At 44.0% G+C, this 20,481-nt stretch carries 13 protein-coding genes; 12 read left to right on the top strand and 1 reads right to left on the bottom strand.

What is annotated here, in order from left to right:
* From DI53_RS02950 to DI53_RS02895, 12 genes are all read left to right on the top strand, one after another.
* A partial coding sequence (locus DI53_RS02950; RefSeq protein ID WP_037495186.1) for a M60 family metallopeptidase occupies positions 1–242 on the top strand: 242 nt, incomplete at its 5' end.
* Positions 243–443: 201 nt separating this feature from the next.
* Positions 444–3,485, top strand: coding sequence for a SusC/RagA family TonB-linked outer membrane protein (locus DI53_RS02945; protein ID WP_052071999.1), 3,042 nt, complete (start codon positions 444–446; stop codon positions 3,483–3,485).
* Positions 3,486–3,496: 11 nt separating this feature from the next.
* Positions 3,497–5,044, top strand: coding sequence for a RagB/SusD family nutrient uptake outer membrane protein (locus DI53_RS02940; RefSeq protein WP_037495185.1), 1,548 nt, complete (start codon positions 3,497–3,499; stop codon positions 5,042–5,044).
* Between the two features lie 11 nt (positions 5,045–5,055).
* Positions 5,056–5,724: a hypothetical protein gene (locus DI53_RS02935; RefSeq protein WP_037495183.1), complete on the top strand. Its 669-nt coding sequence runs from the start codon at positions 5,056–5,058 to the stop codon at positions 5,722–5,724.
* 4 nt (positions 5,725–5,728) lie between these two features.
* Positions 5,729–6,706, top strand: coding sequence for a DUF5007 domain-containing protein (locus DI53_RS02930; RefSeq protein ID WP_241462360.1), 978 nt, complete (start codon positions 5,729–5,731; stop codon positions 6,704–6,706).
* 13 nt (positions 6,707–6,719) lie between these two features.
* On the top strand, positions 6,720–9,881 hold the full coding sequence (locus tag DI53_RS02925; RefSeq protein WP_052071998.1) for a SusC/RagA family TonB-linked outer membrane protein: 3,162 nt from the start codon (positions 6,720–6,722) through the stop codon (positions 9,879–9,881).
* 17 nt (positions 9,882–9,898) lie between these two features.
* Positions 9,899–11,500, top strand: a complete 1,602-nt coding sequence (locus DI53_RS02920; RefSeq protein ID WP_037495181.1) for a RagB/SusD family nutrient uptake outer membrane protein — start codon at positions 9,899–9,901, stop codon at positions 11,498–11,500.
* Between the two features lie 12 nt (positions 11,501–11,512).
* On the top strand, positions 11,513–12,250 hold the full coding sequence (locus tag DI53_RS02915) for a fasciclin domain-containing protein (RefSeq protein WP_037495179.1): 738 nt from the start codon (positions 11,513–11,515) through the stop codon (positions 12,248–12,250).
* Positions 12,251–12,252: 2 nt separating this feature from the next.
* On the top strand, positions 12,253–13,866 hold the full coding sequence (locus tag DI53_RS02910; RefSeq protein WP_037495177.1) for a DUF5008 domain-containing protein: 1,614 nt from the start codon (positions 12,253–12,255) through the stop codon (positions 13,864–13,866).
* A gap of 12 nt (positions 13,867–13,878) precedes the next feature.
* Positions 13,879–15,648 (top strand): LamG-like jellyroll fold domain-containing protein, encoded by a 1,770-nt coding sequence (locus DI53_RS02905; protein ID WP_052071997.1) that lies wholly within the window; start codon positions 13,879–13,881, stop codon positions 15,646–15,648.
* A gap of 15 nt (positions 15,649–15,663) precedes the next feature.
* Positions 15,664–17,631: a M60 family metallopeptidase gene (locus DI53_RS02900; protein ID WP_052071996.1), complete on the top strand. Its 1,968-nt coding sequence runs from the start codon at positions 15,664–15,666 to the stop codon at positions 17,629–17,631.
* A 102-nt stretch (positions 17,632–17,733) separates the two neighbouring features.
* A complete protein-coding gene (locus DI53_RS02895; RefSeq protein WP_037495175.1) occupies positions 17,734–19,479 on the top strand; it encodes an alkaline phosphatase family protein in 1,746 nt (581 codons plus the stop codon).
* Positions 19,480–19,547: 68 nt separating this feature from the next.
* Here DI53_RS02895 and DI53_RS02890 read toward each other — a convergent pair whose 3' ends face one another.
* Positions 19,548–20,441: an EamA family transporter gene (locus tag DI53_RS02890; protein WP_037495173.1), complete on the bottom strand. Its 894-nt coding sequence runs from the start codon at positions 20,439–20,441 to the stop codon at positions 19,548–19,550.
* Between the last annotated feature and the right edge of the window lie 40 nt (positions 20,442–20,481).

Here is a 20,481-nt window from a genome sequence, read left to right as displayed (position 1 = left end):
TAGCCTATGGAGACAGCTTTTACCAAGAATTGCATAAAAAATGCCGTATAGAAAAACCTACGTTATCGAATGACGATCAAAAGATGGCTTATTTTATGACTAGCGCTTGTGATGTGTCGGGCGAAAATTTAACGGAGTTTTTCAGAAAATGGGGGCTTCGAGCATCTGCGGAAACGTATACCGCTATTGCTAATAAAAATCTGCCCGCGCCCGCAATAGATATAACCACACTTCGGGATTGATGGTTCTCGGTAAATTGCCGGAATTTTGCGGTGTTTAGTCCCGCTATATTTGCAAGGGCCAGCTGTTATGGCCCTTGCAAATAGCATGTAGCAATTGATTGTTTACAATTCTTATGTTCTTCTTTGCGCATAAGCTAACCATATTGCCGGGGGCAAAACGTTAAACCGGCGCTAATTTAATAAAGCTAACTCAATCAGGTTATGAAATATTTTTATCATTACGCGGTCATGCTTGTCATATGCATATTTAGTCTCGGAACATGGGCTGAGGCACACGCCGACGGAAAGATAAAGATGATGTTTGGCGATGTACAGTCGACCTCATTCTTCCAAAAAGATACGATAGGAAAAGGTAGTCCAAGCAAGCCGACTGTCCTGTCAGCACCGTCGGATACGGTAGGAAAAGACAGCATCGATCAAAGCGACGTGATCGTTCACTACAACGTCGATCCTACTAAGCCCCACATGGGGAAGGACAGTGTATACATTGGGGCGATTTCTAGGTTTCCTTTTATAGCATTGCCACAATACTTAAAGGGAGCTGTTGCTGGCCTGTATGGGCAGGAAACATCTGGAGAGCCGGGCACGGTACAGCAGGCTGTCATTATTAGGGGACTTAGCCATCCGGTTTTCACGCCTTATGATATAGCTAAAAACAAGCCTTTGATTATCCTGGATGGTGTACCGCTCATAGAAGATCCGACTCTTGTATACGACATACAGGATTATGCATTGCAACCTATCGGCGCAGCGACGAGTTTGCAGACCATCGTCGATATGGATAACATTGAGTCCATCAAGGTGATGAAGGATTACAGCACTGCAGGTATCTACGGGCCTAGGGCAGCGAATGGAGCCATATATATTACAACAAAAAACGCAAGGCCAGGGAATCGGCGCCTTACTGTAAATGCGTATACCGGGTTTACTGGAACCCCGACGCTGACCACAATTAATGCCGAATACGAGAAGAACTTTAGACAGGTTTTTTATAATAGGTATAGTAGCCCTGAGCAACAGGATGCTTTCCCCGCATATCTGAGCGACTCCTCTAACACTAGTTTTTACGGTCCATCAAATTGGACAGACGAATATTACGAGGTAACACCACTTGTCTCAGCAAATGCTAGCCTTTCTGGCGGTGGTGCACGCTCAAATTTTCGTGTATTTGCTGGGCATACCACCAACGCGAGCGGAGCGGATGACACAAAGTTCGGACGCTACCAAACGGCCTTCTATGTCAATATGTTGCCTGTCAAATGGCTCACTATCTCCAGTATGCTTCAAATGTCCCGGCTGAATCGCGATAGGAACCGATCGTTATCCGAACGCTTCGCGGAAACTCGATTTTTTCCTGATATGTCTACGCCATTGGCTCCAAATAAAGATATGTATGGATTATTTTTAAACGAATATGATAAAGTAATAGATGACAATGTGAACAACAGTATGGTTGGACGGGTCATGGTAAATTTTGCACTATTAAAGAACCTTAATTTTTCACCACGCTTTTCTATTGATTACAATGAAAACAAACGCGATGTTTTCTGGCCATCGACCTTGATGGATGGCAATAACTATGTGTCAAACTACTTCGGTTACAACGAACGGATGGCCTTTGATAATATCTTGACGTATGACCATCGTCTTTCAGACAATACCAATCTCCTCCTTGAGGCAGGGATGAACTACCAGACAGATGCACAAAAATATAACTATGGAGTGGGGTACAGGGGGCCAAACGATTTTATCAGGGTCAATGTCGTAAATGGTAATTCCAATGATGAAAATTACCTGCGCTCAGTAGGGTTTATTCCATATTATTATGCAGATCGCACCTATCAGCGATTGATGTCATTTTACGGACGGCTAACTTATGGAAAGACAAATCAGTACAAGCTTGCTGCTCTTTTACGCCGTGATGGCTCGTCCGCCGTTCAGCCCAACAGTAGATGGTTCAATTCCTTTAATTTCAATGGAGAATATGATTTCAACTATCATTTTGAGGCCGACTTCCTCCAGCAACTGAAACTGACCGCCTCTTATGGACGCATGGCTATAATCCCTTTTTCTGATAGAGAAGCTGCCGGACCATACTACACGTCAGGATTGGGCTGGGATGGCAATAGGTCGATGTTTTCATACAACGGTGTGGGTACGATAAATCGCCCATATGATACTGGCTGGGTAGGATACGATCTTCCTTGGTCATATAATGATCTGGCGAATGTTGGCTTGGAAGCAGGCTTCCTCGGTAAGTTTACAATTGCGGCAGAATATTACAATCGGCATACGCAGGATATCGCGACCACGGTGCCCACGGTTGCTGAGTCGGGCTATCGCTATGAGGTTCTCAATGGCATGAGCGTCCGAAATTCCGGTGTTGATTTGACGGTTGGCGTAAATCTCCCGCAAGACGAATCAAAAAAGTTTGGTTGGATAGCATCTTTCAATATCGCTTACAATAATAACAAGCTGACCGCTTTGCCTGGTGATCTGCAGGAAATAATCTTGGGCGAAAGAAAGCTTATTGTTGGTGAGCGCATTGATCGTTTTTGGTTGTTAAATAATGAAGGCATTTTCTTGCAAGACGCGGATGTGCCTAAACATCCGCAGGATGGCAGACCGTTAACCTACAATGGCGGAACAAATTTTCGAAGCGGAGATCCAATATGGGAGGATGTAAACGGTGATTACAACATCGATGATCAGGATCGGCGTTTGATGGGAAATATTATGCCTAAATACATGGGCGGGTTTTACAATCAGTTTACCTACGGTCGTACAGATCTCAGCTTTCAGCTTTACTTTCACCTCGGTCGTCAAATTATCAATGCGGGAGCAGCAAAATTCTTTGATTTTGTCAATACTGATGAAGCTCGTGACATGGATGCTGTTCGTGACATCACCTATTGGGAAAAGAACTTCGATGATCAAGCCTATCCGCTGTACAATCCATGGTCGGCTGTTGCGCCTTACCAAGCTGAACAGAATCTGTTTCTGGAAGATGGGTCATTTATAAAACTTCGAAGCCTCTCCCTCGGGTATGATTTGACTGATGTAATAAACGGAAGTAAACAAACTTTTTCTCGGTTCTACGCCTACATCACGGGTAACAATCTGCTCACTTTTTCGAAGTATTCAGGCAGAGATCCGGAGCTTGTGAATTTCTATGGATATGACAATGGTTTGGGAATACGCTTCCCAAGAACATTTACAATGGGTGTTAAACTGGATTTTTAATCTTTTGGAGGATGAAAGATACATACAAACAAACGGAAACTAAGAAAGGTTTTCGACTAACAGTTGGCCGAGGGTTAATTTTAGCCTTAATCTTTACATTAGCATCCTGTGATAAACTTTTGGATGTTGATTCACAACATATTGTGAACGAGGAAAACAAGTGGCAAAATATTAATGATGCTCGTGCCTCTTTGATGGGCATTTATGGATTGCTTCGATCCGCATTGGCACAAGACAACGCGCAGTGGATTTACGGCGATGTGCGCCAAGGTGATTTTCTGGCTTCTAGTCGGCGAGATCTTCAAGAAGCGGTTTCCGGCAATTTAACGGCTTCCTATCCCCTCATAGAAAACCTAAGCAATTGGCGCAAATTCTTTGCTGTAATTAATGCTGCGAATCTTTTTATCGAGAATTCCGGAAAAATTGTTGCGGTTGATCAACAGTATACAGCGCTTAACCAGCGTATTGATGTGGCGCAAGCAAGAGCACTCAAGGGCTTTTGCTATTTTTTGATGGCTCGGATATGGGGAGATGTGCCTATATGGGATAAAGCTTATGAAGGGACTTTTCCTAAAGTATCGCAATCTCCGGAAAATGCTGTTTTGGCTTATGCAGAGCAAGAGTTGAGAGCGGCCCTAAACGTATTGCCATTTCGTTATGGATCACTTACAGACGAGATTTATCCTATAGAGTTCTATCATGGTTCTACGTTCGAGAATTGGGACGGTGTATTGTTTAACCGCATATCCGTCAATGCAATATTGGCACATCTTATGGCCTGGAGCGGCAAATATTTGGAATCTTCCGTTTACTCCGAATATGTGTTGGCAAATGCTGCTAAATCTGTGGCAGGGTATGTGCCGATAGGCAATCTGACTTCCGCAGAGGGTTTCTTCTTTACCTCAACAAACTCTCAACTTGTCGCATTCCCGTTTAAGTGGTCAGCGTTAGAAGGATCTTTTGATGGGCATATTGAACAGTTGGCTCTTGCAGAGCCCTTGGTTCCGAGACCTATTCCTGAAATATATATACCGCGCGATAGAATAGTTTCCATCTTTCGGGAAACAGGAGACTTAAGGTTTACTTTCAATTCGGTGGGAATTCCAGTAACAAGTTATTTCACGGATTTCCAAAGCGAACGTCCGATTTTCAGCAAGATTAAGGTCATCCGCGGGGGATCTACGGACGGATCATTCCCAATGTTCAGTTCGGCAATCGTGTTTTCCCGTTTAGAAGATATTGCATTATTGCGTGCGGAAGCATTAGCCGTTTTGGGTGAGCAGGAGCTGGCGCGAGGTATTCTTGGGCAGCTACGTAAGAACAGAGGACTTCCCGAAATTGCTCCATCGCCGGACTTGTTGGATGAAATTTTCTTAGAGCGCCAGCGTGAGCTGATGGGGGAGGGGCATCGTTGGTTTGATCAAGTACGGTATCATAAAATCAAAGGAGACGATGCGGCATTCAATACGCTGATAACAGAGAAAGGAATTTTTTGGCCAGTTGCAGCGGAAGTATTGGCTGCTAACCCAAATTTAAAACAAAATCCCTATTGGAATTAATACATAAACACATGGGAAATCTACTAATCAGAATCTTCTTCGGGTCGTTGCTTATCCTAGGCATCTCTTGCAAGCAATACGACGGCTACTACAATTACGAGAATACAGAGAGTGTCTTCGATGGAGACGCGATCGCTTACTATGCTTCCAAACCAGGCCTCTACGATTCATTACTCGTTGTCTTAGATCGTTTGCCAGAATATAAACAAATTATTGAAACTGGGGATGTTACAGTATTCTCGCTAACAAATGAATCGTTTCGGCTCGCCATAACAAATTTAAATCTTCTTAGAAGCAGTCAGCAAAAAGAAACCTTGAGTTTGCAAACAGTAGATAGCGTCGAGTTAGATAGTTTAATGAGCAAATATCTCGTGGGAGGACTGATTACGACCGAAGAAATGCTTTTTATAGATGGTTTATATGTAGAAACCGTTAAATACCCAGAAATAAACACCGGCAACATGCACGCGCAGCAAATTAAACAGCAATCGTCTGGTTTTATTGGGGGAGGCCTGCCCATCGTCTACTACAGCTACACCAAGGAATCAAACTTCGTCAATCAATGGATTCGCACCAGCACGCAAGGGGTCAATATCAGAACTTCAAACTCGGTACTACATATTTTGGCAAATAACCATGAGTTTGGTTTTGGTGAATTTTTAACGAGAATGAATAAATAGAGATATGATGAAAAACAAATATCTGAGGTTGATCTCTGCCATAACAGTATTACTAATGGCATATGGATGTAAAAATAATTTTCCGCAGGATTTAAATGCATTCAGTTTAGATATGAATTTTACACGCGTAGCTTACGATCCTGTTTTGGGAAGAACATCCGTATTTGCCGAGAACTTTAATAATGGAAACTCTTCCTTGCCCTTGACTTTCCGTATTTCCAGTGTGCGTGCATTTGATGGGAGGCCCGCGCCGGAGTTATTAAAGCTTTTTCCTGTATCCATTTGGACGGGCCGGTATACGGGTGAGGAAAACTCCACTGAAGAGATTCGAGCGAAAAGGGATACTTCCATGCGGCCACTGTGGGAGATAGGCGAGCACTCGGGCATGTTCACCATGTGGGGGACAGCGAATTCCAGCATATTAAAAGTGTTCCCTGATTCCGGCTACTACTTTGATGTAGAGGTGAGCAGTACGGGGGGGCGGCGTTATTTCCGGGATTTGCGATTAGTTCCACAGCTAGAACAGCCGTACGAAACGGGGGTATCCAACTCTTTTATATTGGGCGATTCAACACGCACGATACTTTTTGATGAAAACATCGACGTTTGGTTTAATCGCGTCGGTGAGGGCAATACGTTGTCCTTTAAAATGTTCGATCCTGATTTAAACCCAATATCATTAAACCACTTTGGCAATACAAAATGGGACGAATTGCTGCATGGATTTAATAAGCGTTTTGCTAGTGATTCCTCGGTCGTTACTTATGATGTGGAATACCCCATACCATTAAGCAGTACGGTCACCACTAAATACACGAATCAAAGCGGCTTTGCGTTTGTTCAGTTTGCTTTTGAACGGATTGGTTTAGGGGGTTTTAGATCTGAACATTTTGTAGAGTTCCCATTTAAGATCCATCAACAAGGCGACTGGGAAGTAATTATTTACTTCAATAAAGAAGCACCATTATTTTCCAACGATTAATTGAGCGTATCCAATGAAAAAATATATAGTAACTATGCTTACCGCAATTATCACTTTGGTTGCTTATGGCCAACAAGTTGAGGTCTCTGGGTTCGTGCAAGATGCGGAGAACCGAACTGGGATCGCAAATGTCTCTATACAATCCACCAAGCTCAAGCGGGGGGTGGGGGCGACGGACAAGCGAGGTTACTTTAAAGTCTCTGTCTCTGCCGATGATCAGCTGCTATTTAACAGCATCGGTTACAACCCTGTCACGGAAAATCTAGCTGGTAAGAAGGTATTGATTTTTAACGTGTATTTGTCGAAAAAGCAGAATGCAATAGAAGAGGTAGTCGTACAGGGCTACATGGCACGGAAGCAAGAAACGATGACCGGATCTTCGGTGCGTATCGATGGAAGTCAACTTCAAGACAATCCTGTTTCCAATGTCATGCAGATGTTGCAAGGCAAGGTCGCAGGGATGAATGTGCAGCTGAATACAGGGCAACCAGGTGCCAGAACATCGGTCATGATTCGGGGGTTGTCGAATATTTCGCAATCTGGGGCTGGTATGGATGGTTTCTTGACACCGACCTCGCCACTCTACATTGTAGATGGTATACAGGTCGATGATAACACCGATTTTGCTTATGGTTTCAATACTGGTGGTGTTGGTATTAGTCCCATATCGATGATCCCTCCGGAAGATATCGAGAATGTTGATATATTAAAAGATGCGGCAGCGACGGCTTTGTATGGTTCCCGAGGAGCTTACGGGGTCATTATCATCACGACGAAAAGAGGACAGTCCAAAGTTCCCATTATTCAATATACTACCAATCAGTTTCTCAGTGTGCCGCCGCGGTTGCGTGCTACAATTGGTGGGATGGATGAACGCTATGCTCGGATAAACCAGATTATGACGTACAATAATGGTGATGTTTGGGGAGCCAGGGATCTTGTCTATAATAACCCAATCTTATCTGATAGTTTAAATCCATATTACAACAATGCTACCAATTGGCAAGATGTATTTTATCAACCTAGATATAATCAAACCCACAACATCAACGCTTCAGGTGGCGATGTGACGTACAATTATAAAATTAATGGCGCATATTATAATGAGCGAGGGATTATACAAAATACAGGGTTTAGCAGATATACGCTAAATATGAATGCTGAATATCGGCCTACGCAACGTTTTCGCGTGATGTCAACAATGTCTGGAAACTTTGGGTCTCAAAAAACTGGAAGCGGAAACTCCGTCACTCAAGGCGGCGTAGCTTCAGCGTCGTCCGCCTCCTCCTTATTGCCCTCACCCAGTGCGTCATTCGTCAGCCCGGATATCATTTCCAGCTTAGCCGGACGAAACGATAACCGAACGAATGATCTAAGAACAACTTTAGATATGGATTTTGAAGTGTTAAAGGGATTGCGGGCCAGTAATCAATTCTCCTTTAATTATATCTCCACTCGTACGGATAACTTTACCCCTGGTATCGCAAATAACAACAACCCCGTAAGCTATAATTACGATAGCCAACGGAATGTCCTGTACAATCTAACCCGACTCAACTATCTTAAAGAGTTCGGCACGCATTTATTCAGTACCTATGTCTTTAGTGAATTAAAGTCAACAGATTTTCAGGCGAAGGCGCAACAAAAGTTCGGATACCCAAATGATCAGCTGGAAGGGCCATTCGGTTTTAATGCAGGCAGTGCTCTCGGGGGGATACTCAATAATATGGCAGAGCTCCGAGAAGCAGGTTTCGCGGGAACAGCAAGTATAAACTTATTTTCCAGTCGCTATATCTTTGACGCCACCTACCGCTGGGATCGGTCATCTGTAGTGGGTTCTGATATTCCTTGGCGCCGTAATCCCTCACTGGCACTACGCTGGAACCTGGATAAGGAACCTTGGCTCACAGAAAGGTTTGACTGGTTAGATTTTCTTTCTTTACGGGGATCTTGGGGCAAAACCATAGTGCCTACAGGAACAATTTTCGATGCAAACGGACGATACACCTATGCCGGATACTTCAATAACAACCAAACGATCGGTTTCGACTGGGAAAGGATGCCTAACACGCGCTTAATACCGTCTACAACTACGCAATTGAGTGGTGCAATGGAATTTGGACTTTTTGGCAACCGCGTCACCACTACGCAAGAGTTGTATTATAGACAGGTTGATAATATGCTTTGGGAGAAGCCTTTGGCAGACCACAACGGGTTCAGTAAACTTAATACCAATGAGGTAAGTATGGTGAATTACGGCTATGAATTCAATCTTATGGTTCGACCTTTAGGACAGGATAGTGAACTTTATTGGGACATCTCCTTGAACGGCGCATGGAATGAAGATGTGCTTACGATGCTTCCGGATAATAATCGGGAATTTTTACTCCGAGATCCACAATATGGGTTCCATACACTATATCGTTTGGGGCGCAACAGTATGTCACACGTACTTTTTAATTATCGTGGGACATTTGCGACGGATGCCGATGTTCCGATCAACCCTGCGAATGGAGAAGCGCTTAAGCTAGTAAGTGATGGTCAGACCTATTATTTCAAAGCGGGTGATCCATTTTGGACTGACGTAAACGGGGACTATATTATAGATGATAGGGATGCCGTTGTGGTAGGAAATTCCCAACCGAAGCTGATTGGCGGCTTCAGTACAAGCTTACGCTACAAAGGGTTTACACTAAATACGCAGCTATCCTACACCTACCGTCGCGATATCATCAATGCAGCGTTGGCCAATCAGATGAGTTCATACAGTAGTCCACTTTTCGGCGAAGATGCTGGACGAAAAAATGCCGCATTACTTCCGCTCGATCAGTATCTCTTTTGGGGCCAAAATGGCGATGTCGCAGATTTTCCGAACCCATTTGATTATCAAAGGTTCGGGGCCATTAGGCCTTATCGAGCGAATCAGACGTTATTTATGGAAGATGGATCCTATCTTAAAATTAATTATATAACAGTGGGCTACAATTTCCCACGCGAGAAAACGCAGCGATATGGCATCACATCTATGCGTGTATATCTTACCGCAAATAATGTTGCAACATTCTCGCGCTATTCTGGGCCAAACCCCGAGTTGGTAACATCAACAGGGTACGACCGCACAGACGGCTACCCAACAGCGCGCAGCTATACCTGCGGAGTGAGCGTCCAATTCTAACAAAACAATTGCAGAAGATGAAGAACATAAAAATTCAAATCATAGCAGTGTTGCTGCTGTTTTCTACCGGATGTCAGAACTTTCTGAACGTAGAACCAAAAGATAGCCTATCGGGTAATAATTTCTGGCAAGATATCAATGACGCGGAAACTTTTATGTTGGAAATTTATCGACAATTTCGCATAGGCATAGGTATAGAACGACCAACAATGCTAGTAGGCGATTTCAGGAATTCACCGGTTGTAAAAACACAAAGTTTTCCAAACAGAATGGACATTCCTATGATTGCCGAAGGACAGATCAGGACGCTAATAAACGTGCAGGCACTCACTTCAGATGGGGCGGACGGAGCAAATTCCTTTTGGGCGCCGGAAGCAGCCTGGAACAAAATGGATGACTGGACACCCGCCTATCGGGTCATCCAATCAGCAAATATCCTGTATGAGAAAGTGCCGGAAATAGCGATAAGTGACCCTTCAATATCTGAGAATATTGTTCGCCGCTACCAGGCCGAGGCCGTATTCATGCGCTGTGTTACCTATTATTTATTGCTGCGCCATTTCGGTGATGTGCCCTATTATACAAATGCCTATAACCAAGACCCTTTACCGCGGACAAACCATATTGAAGTAGCAAAGCGATGCATCGCGGAACTAAAAGCGATAAAAGATGATTTACCATGGACCTATGAGGACCCTACGAACAGAGGTGTACGAGCCAATCGTGGCGGAGTACTTGCCTTGATGATGCACCTCAATATGTGGTGCGCCGGATTTGAAGAGGGAAATGCGGTTTCCTATTACCAGACTGTAGACAGCTTAGGTGATGAATTGATTTTGACGGGTGTACAACAGGAAGGTGCCTATGAGCTTTTGCCAATAACAAGGTCAGCAGAGATTTTTAACGGCCGCTCTAGAGAAGGTCTGTTTGAAATCCCGACGAATCCCAATTACCAAGATCCTAATTCCCCATCCGGAACAGAACGTATAGAACGTTATAGGCGACATTTTGTTGGTCATGTACTGCACGCCCCCTACTTTGCATTAAATCAGGATCGTTTCAATAGCGAAGCTGCCTTCGAACCGGATTACATGCGTAAAATTTATCCAGAAAGTGAACCCGATGGCAGAATAGAAGCATGGTTTCGGAGCCGCCCTGAAATGTACGAAGGAGAAGGCTCATTCCTGTGTTTTAAGTTTTTCAATTTTGCTTTCGGCGAAGAAAATACGGAACAATCGGTGGGCTATTACCAAATTGTTTTTCGTTTGGCGGAGTCTATTTTGTTGCAGGCAGAAGCACTAGCCGCCTTAGGGCAAGATGATAAAGCCACTTCGCTACTGAACATGGTGCGATCCCGAGCCAATGCAGGCCTATATCCTGCAAGTAACAATTACGACAATAATCTAGCCGATGCCATTTTTTGGGAGCGCTGTAAAGAACTTATGGGCGAAGGCCATTATTATTATGACCTGGTGCGAACCAAGAGATTGCTGGATTCAGAGTATTGCTGGCACACTATGCCTTACAGTGTTTTTTTACAGGAAGCTTGGACTTGGCCTATACATCCAAAGGCTTTAAGCAACAATCCTTTTATGCGATTAAACGAATATTGGCGCTAAAATATTAAGAATATGAAGAAGATATTACTGTTTTTGTTCGTGCCGGTTATCTTAGCCGGGGCGTGCGCTCGAGATGATTATTTCCAAGATTCAGGAACCCACAGTGAGTTTTTTAATGGAAATATGATGGAATATTTGGATTCAAAAGCAAAGCTGCCGATAGATCCTTTTGATACGCTGGTGCAGGTGATACGCCACGCCGGGATGGAAGAGGTTTTGCAAAATGAGGATATTACCTTTTTCGCACCGCCCGACCCTAGTATTAATAAAACAATAAAAGAGCTTAACAGACAGCTTTATTTCTTAGGCCAGGACACTATTACTTCATTTCAAGAAGTAAAACCGGAGGTGTGGCGTTATTTCCTGGAGCAGTATATGATTCGGGGAGATTATGGTCTGATAGATATCCCTCAGGTAGATACATTGGCGCTGTATGCTTTTCCCGGACAACTGTATCAAACGCTAAATATAGAAGCGCCAATTAATGTCGGCGTAATGTATCATGATTTGGTAAATGAAGGCTCTGTTATAAAGTATATGGGACCCCGGCAAATGATGATTTCATACATACCTGATTTTGCGCAGCCAAGGACAGGTTGGCTCAATACCATGATTGCTTCGTCCAATATCAAACCAACCAATGGACGTGTACATGTCATCAATTACATACGGCATTATTTCGCATTTCAGCCCGAGCGTTTCATATCACGAGTGCGTGAGTTAGGGATAGACTATATAACGGAGGATTAAGTATGAAAGTGAAACATTTGATCTTTATGGGATTTATCTTGCTCATTACCATCTCCATAACATCTTGCGATGATACGGGCTTGTATGGTTCAGATCCCTATGCTGGTGGCAAAGAGGGTTCGCTTATTCGCTTTGCGGACGAATTGCCTTCGCCAAGTCAAGGCAGAGCAGGTACGGCGATGACATTTAAAGTCTATGGCGTCGAAAATTATAGCGAGAATGTGCAATTTTTGATCAACGGTATGGAAGCGCAAATTAGCCGAATAACAGACTCGACTGTGACAGCTATATTGCCAGAAAACGTAAGCACTGGAGGTACATCTATTGTTGTTAACGGACAGATTCACCCCGGACCTATTTGCCAAGTTCTAGGCAAGGTAGCTCTGGATCCGACATTTAACGCAGGAACTGGCACGAATGGATTTATTTTTAGCATAGAACGATTAAACAATGGTAGCATATATCTAGGCGGTAGGTTTACCGATTACAATGGTTCGGCAGCTTCAACAACTATAAATGGTCTTGCCCGCATTACAGCAAACGGAGAATTTGTAGCAGGAATGGCTTTTGGTGAAGGGGTTATAAACGGTTCTGTAAATGATATCCATGAGCTATCCGACGGAAATTTGCTTATCTCTGGAACGATCACAAATTATGACTCGGTGGATCTCGTGCAAAATATCACACGCATAGCGCCATCGGGCGCGTTAATAACGGAAACCGTAGAAGTATTAAACCTCACCGACGATCCAGAAAAAAGTTTCTTAGTTACACCAACTTTTAACGGTGGAACAAGCTCGCCTATCACGAGGTCGTTCGTCTATCGTAATACCGTGACAGCGCTTGGAGGCTTCGGTGCATACAGTGACAATTTCTACCAACGTTCTACCTATGATAACGTGCTGACGGATTTTTTTACCGTAGGTTCGGTCGTGCGGATGCATGTAGACGGACGTTTGGATTCTACCTTTAATCTAAATAAATCTGTTGTACCTGTCCGAGCCAACGAGGGATTTGAAGGCTTGATCAATGACGGATACATGCAAGCTGATGGAAAGCTAGTTGTCGTAGGGCGTTATAATCGCTATAATGGAGCTAGTATAAGTGGCAATATTGTAAGATTAAATTTCGATGGTTCGGTCGATCCCACTTTCCAATCCGGCGCAGGAGCTAATGACATGATCTATACCGTTATCCCTGCCCTCGCGAGTGACAAATATTTATTAACAGGCCTGTTTACAACATATAACGGTGCTACGGCAAATGGGGTTGTTATGATCAATGAAAATGGAACCATTGACCCTACATTCAGAAGCCTCGGCTTCTCAGGTGGACTGCCAAACTTTGTTCGCCAACTATCGAATGGTTTAATTTTAGTCACAGGCAGCTTTACGAAATATGCGAATGTAACCCGGGAGGGATTGTGTATCCTTAATCCCGATGGGACACTAGCGCAAGAATATAATAACACCGGAAAGCTTGATGGGGTAGTAAACGACGCTTTGGAAGGAATAAATAGTTTAGGCCAAAAAACCATTACGTTGGTAGGCTTTATCGCTCGGTTTAATGGGAAAAGCGACATAGGAAATATTGTCCGACTAACTATACAAGATTAAATAAATACAACTATGAACACAATAACGAGCAAACCGAAGAGATGGCGGACGGCTTTCTGGAAAGCGAGTTTGGGCGTCTTTGCCTTCCTATCCTGCAATGAAGAGTTTCCCAACAGATTATCCTTCGATCAAGAATATCAGGATCCGGGGGTGCAGGAAACGCAATATAAAGTGGCTTATGTAGTACTGGAAGGCGGGGTAGGAACAATTGTGGCTGGGCAAGCTACGGACTATGGAATGATGCCGACATTGGGCGATTTGTATTTACGTAGCGTAACATCCTGGAATAGTGTGAGCACTGCAAATAAGGATGAATTAACAGCCTATGCCGACTTACTTACAGGAGTGGAATATCCTAAACATCAGGTGGTCAGCCAAGGTGATCCGGTGAATTTAGAAAACTTCCCAACTTTATTTAGTCGCGTAAAGCAGCAGTCCAATGCTCGTACGGCTTTTATCACAGCAAATAGGACATTGGCTCCTTTAGTAAGCGAAACAGATTTAGATCAGTACCAAGTCCTGACCGATGACCAACAAGTGACAGCGAACGCCGTTGATGAATTGGCGAGGGACGACGTAGCGGTGGTTGTAGCTACATATAAAGAGGTGGATGACATAGGCTTGTCGCAAGGCTACACTTCAGAAGCATATCTTCAGGCACTTAACCGTTTTGACGGCCAGCTTAACGAGCTGGTTAGTACTATACGGGCCCGAGAAAATTATATTAGCGAGCGCTGGTTGATCGTCGTTGCTTCCTCCACTGGGGGGCGTTATACATTGCGGCCAGAATTAGATGATGGTTCCATATTCGCCGAGACAGAACGCAACAACTTTGTCGTTATTCATAATCCGCAATTTGTTTTTCGGTTAGTTGAAAGACTACAGACCAATGATCCGGCTTGGATGAGCTCAGCGGTTCGTTATACAGGCAACCAAGGTAAGGCAACGATTGCTGCAGAAAATGCTTCCATTTATAATATTGAGAAAAACAAAGAATATACTATTCAGATGAAAGTAAAGGTTCATAGCTATGGAAATGCTGATCAAACTATTTTTAGTAAGCGGTCAAATACAGCAGGAAGCCAAGAGGGATGGGCTTTTATGCTTGTGCCAGATCCAAACGAGGGCACGATAGACGGTAAACCGTCACGTGGCCTTGTACGCTTTAAAGTTGCCGGTGTCGGCGATGCTGAAGCTATCGCTGATGTAGAATTAGAAACTTGGTATTCGTTTATTGTACGAGTGTATATACAAGGCGGGAAGCAATATGCTACGATATTCCGAGACGGCGTTGAGTATAAAACCAGTGAAATTACAGGAGCACAAGGCGTATCAAACGATCCCCTACAACTTGGATACGCCCCAGGCTATGCCCAGGCCTTGCCCTCCCAAAGCCACAGCATTGCGGACATCCGGATTTACAATGTTGCACAAACTGTGGATCATGTCAAGCAAGCATACTGCAGCACGATGGCAACGCCCGGTTCAGATCCTTATTACGATAACCTGATCGGTTATTGGCCTGGAGACGATAATGGAACTGAATTGCGCGACAGGACCGCCAACAATCGGCATTTTGTATTAGAGGGAAATTATGCTTGGAATGACTTTTCGGAAAGGGCCGCCACCTTGTGCCCCACTTTGCCAGATAATCCTGAACATTTTGTACTGCGCACCGTGGATGTGCCAAGAATGATCTATAGCTGGATGAATTTTAAAGGTATCGAGCAGTTTAACTTGGACGGCCAAATCTGGAATCCAAATTTTGTAAGTAATCAATAAGGAAAGGAATAAAAAATGAGGTTTTTAGCATGTATAATATGCGGGGTGTATCTCTTTCTGGTAAGTTCCTGCGCAAAAGAATATGGCTTCAATTTCGAGAATGGATTTAATTCCGGTGAATATGAAGATACTGTAACTGTCAACGTCGATACCAACAGGTTTAAAATAGATTACTCGAGGTATAATCAGGCACGAATGTTTCCCGGGCTGATGAATGCTGACGAACCACGTTTAGAAAATTTTGTGGTAACGATCGACTTAAATTATGAAGATATTCGCTCTATGGATCTACGCATTAGCGTAGCACCCGGTAACTGGCAGAGTACAGGCGTCTATGCTCCTGCCGGCGAATTAATTGTTATGGACGTGCCTGCCGGAGTCTACGGATTGACAGCGCAAATTGGAGCCCACGTTTACAATAGCGCTCAAGGAATTGATTTCCCCCAACGGGACTTAAACATCACAGAACGCCAAACGCTGTTTCCAGGCAGAAATTACATGCGGAATTTGTACGGCGGGCTGGTCTACATTTTACCTAGCCGCCCACTAGGCCGGACAGTAGATATTACATTCTCTGGCGTGGCCAAAGCCGCAAGTTTCAAGCTTGGCGAAACAACAAATGCAGAATGGCAAGAAATGGTTCAAAAAACCTCCGTGCCCTGGTTTGAGTTGGAAGGCCGACGAGTAGTATTAGCGCTGGAAACCAAAAGATTGTCCAAATTTCCTATTGAAGACCCCACTGTCTTGATGGAAACTTGGGATGATATGATAAGGCGTGGCTATTGGGACTGGACAGGTATGGCGGAAGGCAATCCCGATATCCGCCATCGCGCCCCTTTCAATAAATGGCGTATTGTACACGACGTATTGTTTGCGCCAGGTGTGGGCATGGTTTCCGGTTACCCGATACGATCCAATAACGGCGAGAGTTCTTTCACCGCTCAAACTGAACTAGAGGAGATAAAATTTGGCAACTGGGGAGCTTATCATGAAATAGGCCATAACATGCAGATGGGGTCAACATGGAGCTTCGATGGAAATGGAGAAGTGACTTGTAATTTGTTTAGCCTAAAAGTATCTATGCTGAATGGCCGACAGAGCTATAAAATTGCAGAAGTATGGTCTAGTGCTGTCCCCTACATTGCTGCTGTTAAGAGCCGTGAAGTTGGAGCCGATAAGATCAATTGGGCGGGAATGGATATTCAGAACAATCCGTATGCAAGCGAGAGACATAATATTCGTTTAATGATGTATGCGCAAATTTTTGAAAGATACGGTTATGAATTTATGACCTATATCTATAAGAAAGCTAGAGAGGCGCGCTTTACGTCAGCAAATGATCAGTCAAAGATAGACTTTTTTTATGAGTCTCTCTCTGAATTCACGGGGATAGATATGGAACCCTATCTCACCATCGGTTGGGGGGTATTTCCCAGCACCATTTCCAAACGACAGGTCTCAGAAACATTAAGACTGCCTTTATTGAATAAAAATGTGTGGAAGTTTGATCCCCTAACAAGAACCGGAGGCGATGAAGATTTTGATACATCGCCTTATAACAAGATGCTTTGGAAGGTAACAGCTAGCTCGAACGACGCCGGAGATGGAGGTGGACCTGGTGCATTGATTGATAACAATCCTAGTACCTATTGGCATACCCCATGGCGAGGGACCATCCCGCCTTGGCCACATCATTTTACTTTGGAATTTCCGCAGTCTATAGATATTGCTGCTGTCAAGTTGTACAACAGGCACAATACGGCAGCAGATGCACCTAAAGATTTTAAGATACAAACCAGTATAGATGGAGAAACGTTTACAGATGTTTCAGGCGTGTTCGAAATGGTTTCAGGAAATGGAGCTTCGGCGGAATTTAGGTTGCCTAGTAACGTGAACAGCAGATATCTTCGGGTGTTGCTATTAAATGGAAAAGCCGGCCGTGGATACACGAACCTGGCAGAAATTGATATAATAAAACCGTAAGTATAGCTAAAGACGTTTTTCGAAATAAAACCGTTATCGTCTGCCGGTAGCATCTCGTCTCGAACACGTTTGATAGCTTATTTATAAGCAAATTTTGTCGAAATGGAAAAGTTTAAATTATTTTTTACCGCAGTTGTTGTAGGGTCTGTCTTATTTGGATCTTGTAAAAGCTACTTCGACCCGCCCCTGGTATTTGAAGAAGACCCAGGACCTAATACAGAAAAGGCAAGGAAAGTTCTGTTGATATCTATTGACGGCTTATCTGGGATCGAGCTGCAGGATTACATGCCTACACAATTGAGCACGCTTTTAGAGCATTCGAAATACACATTAGATGGAATTGCAGATGCTAATACAGGAGACGCTTCAACCTGGACAACGATGTTGAGCGGCTTAGGCAGCGGCAGGCATGGAGTGAACGGGAATGATTTTGATGCAGATGTTACCGATCCGGATAACCCAAACCATGAAGGGGGCGGAGACGGCGGCTTTATACCCGTCTATCAGCGGCTGCTGGAAACCGGACGATTATACCAAAGCTTATCAGTAACCTCCTGGGATTTGTTGTACGACAATCTATTTCCTCTTTCTGATCAGCGAGTACTGGTTCAATCAGATGAAGAGGTAAAATTGACTGCTGTAGATAGCATAAAAAACAGCGGCGACCGGTTAACATTTTCCACAATAAATTTTCGTAGTGTAAATGCCGCTGGCATTGCTGGTGGATTTTCGTTGGAGAACGCGGCCTACAAAGCGGCACTGGACCAAGTAGATACATACATTGGTGAAATTGTAGACGCTGTTGAAGCACGGCAAAACTATGCGAGAGAAAATTGGCTGATTATTATAACATCAAATCATGGCGGAACGGATAATTCGTATGGGGGAGCGTCCTTTGAGGAACGGAAGGTACCCGTAATTTTCTATAATGAACGTTTTGAACCCTTGAGGCTAAGAGCTCCGGATTTAGGCCAGTTCGTTTCGTTAACCGGGCCTTGGAGTGCACCGGTGCGTGCAGCGGTTCCTGCTGATAAAGCAACAGCATTTAATTTTGGAACAGCAGGTGGGTATACGGTGCAACTAAAGATGAAGCTAAAAAATAGAGGAGATAGGTGGCCGACTTTTTTTGGTAAAAAGAAAAGCTCTAATTATGTCAATGCCGAACCCGGATGGCTCTTTATGTTTTATGACCCAAAAGAGAAACCGACTTGGAGCCCATTTATCGGCGACGAGAGTGGCGCTAGTATTAACACCTCAAGTAATCGAGGAATTAACACAGACCAGTGGACCACATTAACCATGAAAATCTACGAGGAAAATGGTAAACGCTATGTCCAAGGATTCACAGATGGAGACAAACATGAGATTTTTGAAATCACGGGGCGAAATTTAGAAAATAATGAACCACTTATTCTCGGTGGAATGGCTGGCTGGATAAGCACAACGGCCACGTTTGATGTATCCGATATCCGCATTTATAATGCCGCTTTGCCAGATGAGTATATTACGAGCACCTATTGTCAAGCCGGCCTGACCGAGGAGGATAACTATTATAAGGATTTAATTGCCTACTGGCCCATCAAAGAGGGAGCAGGAGGGCTGCTGGAAGATGTGATAGGCGATGCAGATTTTGTTTTTGAAAGACCGGCCATCTGGACGATCGGAGAAAGGAACTTTTGTAACCTGCCACCTGTTGCAGACTCGGAAAACCCACAGCGGATAATAAACCAAGTAGATATCTTACCGCAGATATACTACTGGCTAAATATGGAGCCCTTTGATTCTTGGGGTCTCGAAGGTACGGTGTTTCTAAATGCATATGAACGGGAATTTGTTGGGGAGGAGTAGGGGGCTAATTTACCGATCAATCTTTTCTCTCCGTCGCAAGAAAGCAAGCGTTTCTTGCGACGGCAATCCTATGTTGTTTTCCGCGGCAGATTCAAAAACACCACTACCCCTAAAATAGCGATTACACCGATTGCTTGTAAGAAAGAAACCTGTTCGTGCAACACGAAATAAGACATACAGATAGCGACCGGTAACTCCACTGAACTCAAAATGCTGCCCAGAGAAATCCCTATTTTGGGCATGCCATAGGCAAACATAACCGGCGGAAGTACAGTTCCGAAAACAGAAAGCAACAGTCCATAAGGACCTATTTGAACTAATGTATCCGTATTAAACAGCGTAATGGGTTGCAAAAGTAGAAAGATAAATAGGCAGGCGCCGGAAACCATATAGGCACTTTTTTGTAACGGCGGATAATCATTGCCGACGCGGCCGTTAACAATAATAAAAACCGCATAGGCGCTCGCTGCCAGCATCCCGTAAACGATCCCCGTCAGATCTACGGCATGAAAATCCTGTTCAAACAAGCCCGTCGCTAGTAAAGTGGCCAGCAAGATAACAAGAATGCCAATTATATCTCTTCGTTTCGGCCGCTCCTTGAATACAATAAATGCGATTAACTGCCCAATCCAGATATATTGCATCAGCAAAACGATGGCGAGAGACGCTGGAACCAGTTGCACGCATTTGTAATAAAGCACACTGACGGCACCGGTTGAAACACCACTGATAAGCATGATCCAGCGATTGCTTTTAGCAGCGTATTGCTGAAAATATTTGCGGTAGCCAACATACAACACGAACAGCGTAAGCCATAGCAGCAACATGCCAAATAAAGCCTGCACACCCGTCACCTCGCCAAGGGTAAACCCTTTCTCGTAAGCTTTTTTGACAAAGGTGGAGAGTATCCCAAAACTTACCGCACCAATTAAAACCGCGACTATCCCTTTTATTCTATCCATTTTATTTTGGCGCAAGTTACAAAAAACAAAGTTGATCCTT

Origin of the sequence: Sphingobacterium deserti (assembly GCF_000757725.1) — a bacterium.
Classification (GTDB): domain Bacteria; phylum Bacteroidota; class Bacteroidia; order Sphingobacteriales; family Sphingobacteriaceae; genus Sphingobacterium; species Sphingobacterium deserti.
Note: the sequence above shows the minus strand (reverse complement) of the source record. Positions and strands in the feature narration are given on the sequence as shown.